Here is an 8,362-nt window from a genome sequence, read left to right as displayed (position 1 = left end):
GCCCCGGGCCGCGGCGAGCAGCGCCGGGAGCGCCGCGCCGGCGCGCGGGACGTCGCACGCGAGCACGGCGACGAGCCCGTCGGGGGCGAGGAACGCGAGCCCCGCGTCCAGGCCGGCCACCGGTCCGCCGTCGGGCGGGTCCTCGAGCACGGTGGGCACGCCGGGCCGTGCGAGGTCCGCGGGTCCGACGACGACGACCCGGTCCGCCGCCGCGACCGCCGCGAGCGCGTGGTCGAGCAGGGCGCGGCCACCGACGACGACCTCGGGCTTGCTCGCGCCACCCAGCCGCCGGCCCCGCCCGCCGGCGAGCACGATCGCGTCGAACCGGGCGGCGGAGGTCACGCCCCGCGCCGCCAGTCGCCCGACCTGCCGCCGGACTTCGCCTCGAGCTGCACGCCGGCGATCCGGACGGACTTGTCGAGGCCCTTGACCATGTCGACGACCGCGAGCGCGGCCACGGACACCGCGGTGAGCGCCTCCATCTCGACGCCGGTGCGGTCGGCGGTGCGGACGGTCGCCGAGACGGAGACGCCCGCGTCCGTCACCTCCAGGTCGACGACGACGCCGTGCACCCCGATGACGTGCGCGAGGGGCAGCAGCTCCGGGGTCCGCTTGGCGGCGGCGATGCCGGCGATGCGCGCGACCGCGAGCACGTCGCCCTTGGGCACGGTGCCGTCGCGGAGGGCGGCGACCACGTCGGGGCCGCACTCCACCCGGCCCGATGCCGTCGCCTCGCGGACGGTCGGCTGCTTCGCGGTGACGTCGACCATCCGGGCGTGCCCGGCGGCGTCGAGGTGCGTGAACTGCTCGGTCATCGGACCACCTTCAGGACGGTGACGCGGTCGCCGGCGGCGACGCGGTCGATGTCGGCGGGGATCACGGCGAGCCCCTCGGCGGCGACCAGGCGCGCGACCAGGTGCGAGCCGGAGCCGCCCGCGGTCGCGCGGACGACGCGGTCGGGGCCGACCCAGCGCACCGGCATCAGCTGCGCGCGGCCGGGCGGTGTGGTCCAGCCCTCGTCGGCGACCGCGGACGTCGTGGGCCGCTCGACCTGGGCCAGCCCCCGCAGGCGCAGGAGCGCGGGCCGGACGAACACCTCGAAGGACGCGAACGAGCTCACCGGGTTGCCGGGCAGCGTGAAGACGGGCGTGCCGCCGGGGAGCCTGCCCAGGCCCTGCGGCTTGCCGGGCTGGACGGCGACGGCGACGAACTCCACGGACGGCTCGTCGGCGAGCGCGGCCTTGACCACGTCGTACGCGCCGACGCTCACCCCGCCGGACGTGACGATCGCGTCGACCGACGGGTCCTCGTCGAGGCTCTGCAGGAGCGTGCGCAACGTCGTGACGTCGTCCGGCACCGGACCCAGGCGCAGCGCGACGCCGCCGGCCTCGCGGACCGCGGCGGCGAGCAGCCACGAGTTCGAGTCGGGGAGCTGGCCGCGGTGCAGCGGGTTGCCCGGCGTGACCAGCTCGTCGCCCGTCGAGATCACGGCGACGCGGGGCCGGCGGTGCACCCGGACGGTCGGGTGCCCGAGGGACGCGACGGCCGCGATCGCGGCGGGTCCGAGCAGCGTGCCGGCGGGCACCACGACGTCGCCCGGCACCGCGTCCTCGCCGGCCCGGCGCAGGTGCACGCCGGCGGCCGGCGCGTCCCGGACCAGCACGGTCACGGTCCCGGCGTCGGTGAGCTCGACCGGGACGATGGTGTCCGCCCCGGGCGGCACGGGCGCTCCGGTCATGATCCGCGCCGCCGTGCCTTCGCTGACCACGGGCTCGTCGGGCGAGCCCGCGGGCAGGTCCGCGACCACGCGCAGCGTCACAGGGAGGTCGGCGACGTCGGCCTGCCGCACCGCGTACCCGTCCATCGCCGAGTTGTCCCACCGCGGCAGCGGCTCGTCGGTGCGCAGGTCGTCGGCGAGCACCAGGCCGTCGGCGTCGTCGAGCGGCACCTCGACCGCGGGGAGCGGTGCGGCGAGGGCGAGGGCGGCGGCGCGGTGGTCGTCGAGGCTGCGCACCGTCAGCGCACGGCCATCCACGCCAGGATGCCGCCCTCGAGGTTGGAGGCCTCGAAGCCGGCGTTCTGCAGGATCCGCGCGGCGGTCAGGGACCGGCCGCCCACCTGGCACTGCACGACGATCTCCACGTCGTGCGGCAGGTCCGCGAGCGCCGACCCGTCGAAGACGGTGCCCAGAGGCACGAGCACGGCGCCGGGGATCGAGGCCTCGGCGTACTCCGACGGCTCGCGCACGTCGATGAGCAGGAACTCGTCCGTGCCGGCCTCGCGGGCGGCCAGGCGCTGCACCAGCTCCGGGGCGGTGATGACGGGGACGTCGGACATGGTGGGGACCTCGGGTTCGTCGGGGAGTTCCAGGGACACAGCCTGCTGGACCGTGGCGACCAGCGGGACCTCGGTCCACCGGCCGCGCAGCGCGTCGACCACGAGCACCCGCCCGAGCAGCGTCTCGCCCGTGCCGGTGACCAGCTTGACCACCTCGGTGGCCATCACGGAGCCGATCTGGCCGCACAGCGCACCCAGCACGCCGGCCTCGGCGCACGAGGGCACCTCGTCGGCCGGGGGCGGGTCGGGGAAGAGGTCGCGCAGCTGCGGGCCGTGCTGTGCCCAGAACACCGTGGTCTGCGCGTCGAACCGCAGCACCGAACCCCACACCTCCGGCAGACCGAGGCGCGCGCAGGCGTCGTTGACCAGGTACCGGGTGGGGAAGTTGTCCGTGCCGTCCACCACGACGTCGTAGTCGCGCAGGATCGTCTCGACGTTCGCACTGGTCAGCCGCGTGGCGTGCACCACCACCCGGATGTCCGGGTCCAGCGCCTCCACCGCGTCGCGCGCGCTGTCGACCTTGGGCCGGCCGACGTCGGCTGTCCGGTGGATCACCTGGCGCTGCAGGTTGCTGACGTCCACCACGTCGTCGTCGACGATCCCGATGGTCCCCACGCCGGCGGCCGCGAGGTACTGGAGCACGGGCGCCCCGAGCCCGCCGGCGCCGACGACGAGGACGCGCGCGTTGCGCAGGCGCCGCTGGCCGTCGACGCCGAGCTCGGCGAGCAGCAGGTGCCGGGACCCGCGCGCCACCTGCGCGGGCGTGAGGGGCGGTCCGAGCGGGACCAGGGGCGGCAGCAGCACGAGACCCAACCTACGTGCGGACGACGGCGTCGGTCACAGGCTCCGCTGCCAGGCGACGATCCGGTCCACCGCGCGGCTCACGACCTCGACCGACGACGCGAACGACAGCCGCACCCATCGGTGCCCGTCGACGGGGTCGAAGTCGGTCCCCGGCGTCAGGGCCACCCCGGCCTCGTCGAGCAGCCGCGCGCACCAGGTGATCGAGTCGAGGCCGCTCGCGGAGATGTCGGCGTACAGGTAGAAGGCGCCGTCGGCGGGGGCGATGCGCGACCAGCCGAGCTCGGGCAGCCGCGCGAGCAGGTGCTCCCGGGCGGCGGCGTAGCGCGCGACGTTCTGGCGGGCGGCCGCGTAGCCCTCGGGGCTGAAGGCGGCGACGCCGGCGTGCTGGGCGAGCGCCGGCGGGCACAGGGCGACGTTGCCGGCGAGCGCGCCCACCGGGGCGACCAGGTCCTCGGGCAGCACCAGCCAGCCGAGCCGCCACCCCGTCATCGCCCAGTACTTGGAGAACGAGTTGACGACGACCGCGCCGCGGTCGAGGTAGCGGGCCGCGGTGGCCGTCGCCTCCGAGCCGTAGGTGATGCCGTGGTAGATCTCGTCGCTGACCAGCCGGACGCCGTGCTCGCCGCACCAGTCCGCGATCGCGGACAGCTCGGCCGCGTCGATCATCGTGCCGGTCGGGTTGGCAGGGCTGGCGATCACGAGGCCCTCGACGGGCGGGTCCAGCGCCTCGAGCTGCGCGACCGTCGGCTGGTACCGGGTCTCGGGCCCGCAGGGGATCACCACGACCTCGCACCCGAGCGCCGCCAGGATGTTCGCGTACGCCGGGTAGCCGGGGGCGGCGAGCGCGACGCGGTCGCCGACGTCGAAGGCCGCGAGGAAGGCGAGCAGGAAGCCGCCCGACGAGCCGGTGGTCACCGCGACGCGGCCGGGGTCGACGTCCACGCCGTACGTGTCGCGGTAGTGCTGGGCGATCGCGGCCCGCACCGGCGGCGCGCCGAGCGACTCCGTGTAGCCCAGGTCCCCGGTGGTCAGCAGGTCGATCGCGCGGCGCCGCACCACGTCGGACGCCCCGGTCGACGGCTCGCCCGCGCACAGGTTGAGGACGTCCTCGCCGGCGGCCCGGCGGGCGTTCGCCGCGGCGAGGATCTCCATCACGGCGAACGGCGGGACGTGGGCTCGCGCGGCGACCTTCATGACCGCCATTGAACACGTCTAGCCTTCGGACGTGATCGTGGACTGCGCGCTCTACTCCGCCGGACGGCGGCGCCACCGGATCGACGACCTGCGGACGGCGCTGCGGGAGGCCGACAAGGAGGACGGCTTCGTCTGGATCGGCCTGGTCGAGCCCACCGCCGACGAGTTCGACCTGCTGGCCGAGGGCTTCGACCTGCCGGAGCTCGCCATCGAGGACGCGATCCGCGCCCACCAGCGGCCGAAGCTCGAGCGGTACGGCGGCGTCACGTTCGCGGTGGTCAAGCCCGTGCACTACGTCGACCACGTCGAGGTGGTCGAGGTCAGCGAGCTCGCGATCTTCCTGGGCGACCGGTTCGTCATCGTCGTCCGGCACGGCGACACGACGATCCCCGCGCTCGTCCGGACCGCGCTCGAGGCCGACCCCGAGATGCTGCTGCACGGACCGCCCGCGGTGCTGCACGGCATCCTGGACAAGGCCGTCGACCAGTACCTCGACGTGACCGCCGCGATCGACGAGGACCTCGACGAGATCGAGGACCAGGTGTTCGGCGACGACCCGGGCAGCGACCATGCCGAGCGGATCTACAAGCTCAAGCGTGAGGTCCAGCAGTTCCGCCGAGCCGTCGTGCCGCTGGTGCAGCCGCTCACCCGGCTCGCCGAGGACGAGGTGCCCTGCATCCCCGCCTACGCGCGGCCGTACTTCCGCGACGTCCAGGACCACGCCCTGCGCGCCGCGGAGCTCATCGAGGCTGCCGACGCGCTGCTCACCGGCGTCATGCAGGCCGACCTGGCGCAGGTGACGGTCGAGCAGAACCGCGTGACGGTCCAGCAGAACTCCGACATGCGCAAGATCTCGGCGTGGGCGGCCATCGCCCTGGTGCCCACCGCCATCACCGGGCTCTACGGCATGAACTTCGACAACATCCCCGCCCTGCACACCCGGTTCGGGTTCTGGGTGGTCCTCGCCGGCATCGGCGTCGTGTGCTTCGGGCTGTACCGCGCGTTCCGCCGCAACCGCTGGCTCTAGGCGGGGAGCGAGGTCTCGATCAGCTCGACGATCTCCGCGGCGTCCGGCTCGATGGTCGGGCGGAACCGGTGGATGGCGCCGTCGGGCGTGACCACGAACTTCTCGAAGTTCCACGTGACCCGGCCTGCCTTGCCCGAGGCGTCGGGCGCCTTGGTGAGCTCGGCGTAGAGCGGGTGCTGGTGGCGGCCGTTGACCTTCGTCTTCTCGAACATCGGGAAGGTCACGCCCCAGGTGGTCGAGCAGTACTCGGCGATGGCCTCCTGCGAGCCCAGCTCCTGCAGGAACTGGTTGCTCGGGAAGCCGAGAACCGTGAAGCCGCGGTCGCCGTACGTCTTCTGCAGCTCCTCGAGCTTCGCGTACTGCGGCGCCAGCCCGCACCGGGAGGCGACGTTGACCACCAGCTTCACCTTGTCCGCGTACTCGCCGAACGTCGTGCTGTCGCCGTGCAGGGTGGTCAGCGGGATCTCGTTGAGGGACATGCCTCGGTCAACCGTTCTGCCGGAGCCGCGCATTCCCCAGCGCGTGGCGCACGTGCTCGACGACGCCGTCCGCGGCCGCCTCGATCTGCGCGAGGCAGTCCTCGAAGTCGCGCGGGCCGCCGTACCAGGGGTCCGCGACGTCGAGGTCGCCGACGGCGTCCGGGTCGAACGTGCGGAACAGCACCGGCTCGGCGCCGAGCCTCTGCAGCGCCCGCGCATGCGCACCGGTCATCGCCAGCACCAGGTCCCGCTGGTCAGCGCGCTGCACCTGGCGTGCGCGGTGGCCGTCGCCGGTCGGGTAGCCGTGGCGCTCCAGCACCGACCGGGCGCGGCGGTCGAGCGGGTTGCCCTGCTCCTCGTCGCTGATGCCCGTCGAGTCGACCACCACCTGGTCGGCCAGGCCGGCGGCGGCGAACCGCTCGCGGAGCACGATCTCGGCCATCGGGGAGCGGCAGATGTTGCCGGTGCAGACGACCATGACGGAGTAGGGGTTCGACACCCGGTCATGATCCGTCAGAACGGCTGCGCCTGCCCGGGTGGGCGGGCGCGCGGCCCGCCGACGCCGTCGCCGTGCCCCCCTGCGTCACGGCGACGTCGCGGTCGATGACGACCGTGCGGATCGACGCCTTGAGAGTGTCCACGACGTATGTCCGGTTGCGGGCAGCCCGATGAACGCAGGGCGGCAGAACGGTGACGATTGGGACCGAGATCACGAAACACGGGTCGCCGGTGCGGGGTTGTGCGAGACATGCGTGCCATCACCTACTCCCGCTACGGCGGCCCTGACGTCCTCGAGCTCACCGACGACCTGCCGACCCCCAAGGTCGGCCCGGACAGCGTCCTCGTGCGCGTCCGTGCGGCCTCGGTCAACCCGGTCGACTGGAAGGTCCGCGCCGGGTACCTCGACCCGATCATGGACGTGACGTTCCCCGCCGTGCCCGGCTGGGACGTCGCCGGCGTGGTCGAGCGCGTCGGCCTGGACACCCCGGAGCTGAGCGTCGGCGACGAGGTCTACGGCTACGTCCGGCGCGACTGGGTGCAGGGCGGCACGTTCGCCGAGTACGTCGCGGCGCCGGTGCGGACGCTCGCGCGCAAGCCGGCGAACCTGGCCTTCGAGGAGGCCGCGGCCGTCCCGCTGGCCGGCCTCACCGCGTACCAGGCCATCCGCCGCACGGGCGTCTCCGCGGGGCAGACCGTCCTCGTGCACGCCGCGGCCGGCGGCGTGGGCGCGTTCGCGGTGCAGATCGCCACGAGCCTCGGCGCCCGCGTCATCGGGACCGCGTCCGAGCGCAACCACGAGCACCTGCGCGGCCTGGGCGCCGAGCCGGTCACCTACGGCGACGGGCTGGTCGAGCGCGTCCGAGCGCTCGCCCCCGACGGCGTGGACGTCGTGCTCGACTTCGGTGGCGACGACCTGGTCGGGACCACGAAGGCGCTCCTCGCCGACGGCGGCACCGTCGCGTCGATCGTCGACGCCGCCGCGCGCGACGAGCTGGGCGGCCACTACGTGTGGGTGCGCCCGAGCACCGAGGACCTCGACGCCCTCACCGCCCTGATCGAGGCCGGCACGGTCACGGTCGACGTCGCCGAGGTGTTCGAGCTCGCCGACGCGGCGGCCGCCCACGAGGCCAGCCAGACCGGTCACGTCCGGGGCAAGGTCGTCGTCCGCGTCGCCTGACCCCGCTCGTCCCGACGGCCCGCGTCCTCTTCGGAGGGCGCGGGCCGTCGCGCTTGGCAAACGCGTAATAGTCGAGATATATTCTGGGTCGGACATTCGGAGTCGGACCCAGGAGGACCCGTGGCAGCGCGCAGCCGCACCAACCCGCTGGCCCTGGCCGTGCTCGCGCTCCTGTGGGAGCGGCCGATGCATCCCTACGAGATGTCGATGACCCTGCGCGAGCGCCGCAAGGACGAGTCGGTGCGGCTCAACTTCGGGTCGCTGTACTCGGTGGTCGACTCGCTGGTGAAGCACGGCCTGATCGAGGCGTCGTCCACCGAGCGAGACGGCAACCGCCCGACGCGCACCGTCTACCGGATCACCGACGCGGGCGCGACCGAGGCCATCGACTGGCTGACCGAGCTGGTGCGCACGCCGGTCAAGGAGTTCCCGCAGTTCGAGGCCGCGCTGTCGTTCCTGCCGCTGCTGGGCCCCGACGACGTCGTCCGGCTCCTGCGCCTGCGCCTCACGTCGCTCGACCGGCAGGTCGCGGGCATCGAGGCCTCGCTGGCCGACGCGCGGGCCATGGGGCTGCCGGCGATCTTCTCCCTCGAGAGCGACTACGAGCTGGCGATCGTCCGCGCCGAGCGCGCCTTCGTCGCCACCCTCACCGAGAGCATCGCCGACGGGTCGTTCGAAGGCGTCGCCCTGTGGCGCGACCTGCACGAACGCACCGCCGCGCGTGGCCGGCTGGACCCCGACGAGCTCGCGGAGGCGCTCGCGCCCTATCTGAGCCCGCCGTAGGAAGAAGGTCGGCCCGGGTGCTGGAACACCCGGGCCGACCACCACGAACCGACCGGGACC

At 74.0% G+C, this 8,362-nt stretch carries 10 protein-coding genes; 3 read left to right on the top strand and 7 right to left on the bottom strand.

The genetic code is table 11. From position 1 onward, the window contains the following. From AC1DQC_RS01850 to AC1DQC_RS01830, 5 genes are all read right to left on the bottom strand, one after another. Positions 1-342 (bottom strand): NTP transferase domain-containing protein (locus tag AC1DQC_RS01850; RefSeq protein WP_477049522.1); only part of this gene is annotated, 342 nt, incomplete at its 3' end. Further along, positions 339-815 carry a cyclic pyranopterin monophosphate synthase MoaC gene (gene moaC, locus AC1DQC_RS01845; protein WP_477049521.1) on the bottom strand — a complete coding sequence of 159 codons (477 nt, stop codon included), beginning with the start codon at positions 813-815 and terminating at the stop codon, positions 339-341. The genes moaC and AC1DQC_RS01850, both read right to left, overlap by 4 nt. Next, entirely contained in the window at positions 812-2,035 is a 1,224-nt protein-coding gene (locus AC1DQC_RS01840) for a molybdopterin molybdotransferase MoeA (RefSeq protein WP_477049520.1), read from the bottom strand. Before AC1DQC_RS01840 ends, moaC begins: the two co-directional genes overlap by 4 nt. Continuing rightward, positions 2,017-3,141 carry a molybdopterin-synthase adenylyltransferase MoeB gene (gene moeB, locus AC1DQC_RS01835; RefSeq protein WP_477049519.1) on the bottom strand — a complete coding sequence of 375 codons (1,125 nt, stop codon included), beginning with the start codon at positions 3,139-3,141 and terminating at the stop codon, positions 2,017-2,019. Before moeB ends, AC1DQC_RS01840 begins: the two co-directional genes overlap by 19 nt. A 33-nt stretch (positions 3,142-3,174) precedes the next feature. After that, a complete protein-coding gene (locus AC1DQC_RS01830; protein WP_477049518.1) occupies positions 3,175-4,335 on the bottom strand; it encodes a pyridoxal phosphate-dependent aminotransferase in 1,161 nt (386 codons plus the stop codon). A 31-nt stretch (positions 4,336-4,366) separates the two neighbouring features. Between AC1DQC_RS01830 and AC1DQC_RS01825 the strand changes: the two genes are divergently transcribed. Then, the gene (locus tag AC1DQC_RS01825; protein ID WP_477049517.1) at positions 4,367-5,362 is read left to right on the top strand and encodes a magnesium and cobalt transport protein CorA; all 996 of its coding nucleotides are present in this window, start codon (positions 4,367-4,369) and stop codon (positions 5,360-5,362) included. Here AC1DQC_RS01825 and AC1DQC_RS01820 read toward each other — a convergent pair. Both AC1DQC_RS01820 and AC1DQC_RS01815 read right to left on the bottom strand, forming a co-directional pair. Further along, on the bottom strand, positions 5,359-5,841 hold the full coding sequence (locus tag AC1DQC_RS01820) for a glutathione peroxidase (RefSeq protein WP_477049516.1): 483 nt from the start codon (positions 5,839-5,841) through the stop codon (positions 5,359-5,361). The two genes, AC1DQC_RS01825 and AC1DQC_RS01820, sit on opposite strands and share 4 nt — an antisense overlap. Before the next feature lie 7 nt (positions 5,842-5,848). Continuing rightward, positions 5,849-6,319: a low molecular weight protein-tyrosine-phosphatase gene (locus AC1DQC_RS01815; RefSeq protein ID WP_477049532.1), complete on the bottom strand. Its 471-nt coding sequence runs from the start codon at positions 6,317-6,319 to the stop codon at positions 5,849-5,851. A 270-nt stretch (positions 6,320-6,589) separates the two neighbouring features. On the opposite strand from AC1DQC_RS01815, the gene AC1DQC_RS01810 reads away from it, so the two are divergent. Both AC1DQC_RS01810 and AC1DQC_RS01805 read left to right on the top strand, forming a co-directional pair. Then, positions 6,590-7,519: an NADP-dependent oxidoreductase gene (locus AC1DQC_RS01810; RefSeq protein ID WP_477049515.1), complete on the top strand. Its 930-nt coding sequence runs from the start codon at positions 6,590-6,592 to the stop codon at positions 7,517-7,519. A gap of 120 nt (positions 7,520-7,639) precedes the next feature. Further along, positions 7,640-8,302, top strand: a complete 663-nt coding sequence (locus tag AC1DQC_RS01805) for a PadR family transcriptional regulator (protein WP_477049514.1) — start codon at positions 7,640-7,642, stop codon at positions 8,300-8,302. Positions 8,303-8,362 lie beyond the last annotated feature (60 nt).

Source organism: Cellulomonas sp. P4_H12, assembly GCF_056400905.1.
Note: the sequence above shows the minus strand (reverse complement) of the source record. Positions and strands in the feature narration are given on the sequence as shown.

Excerpts from the sequence above, each read along its gene's own strand:
- AC1DQC_RS01815 (WP_477049532.1), bottom strand. The coding sequence starts at position 6,319 with ATGGTCGTCTGCACCGGCAACATCTGCCGCTCCCCGATGGCCGAGATC.
- AC1DQC_RS01830 (WP_477049518.1), bottom strand. The coding sequence starts at position 4,335 with ATGAAGGTCGCCGCGCGAGCCCACGTCCCGCCGTTCGCCGTGATGGAG.
- moaC (WP_477049521.1), bottom strand. The coding sequence starts at position 815 with ATGACCGAGCAGTTCACGCACCTCGACGCCGCCGGGCACGCCCGGATG.
- AC1DQC_RS01820 (WP_477049516.1), bottom strand. The coding sequence starts at position 5,841 with ATGTCCCTCAACGAGATCCCGCTGACCACCCTGCACGGCGACAGCACG.
- AC1DQC_RS01810 (WP_477049515.1), top strand. The coding sequence starts at position 6,590 with ATGCGTGCCATCACCTACTCCCGCTACGGCGGCCCTGACGTCCTCGAG.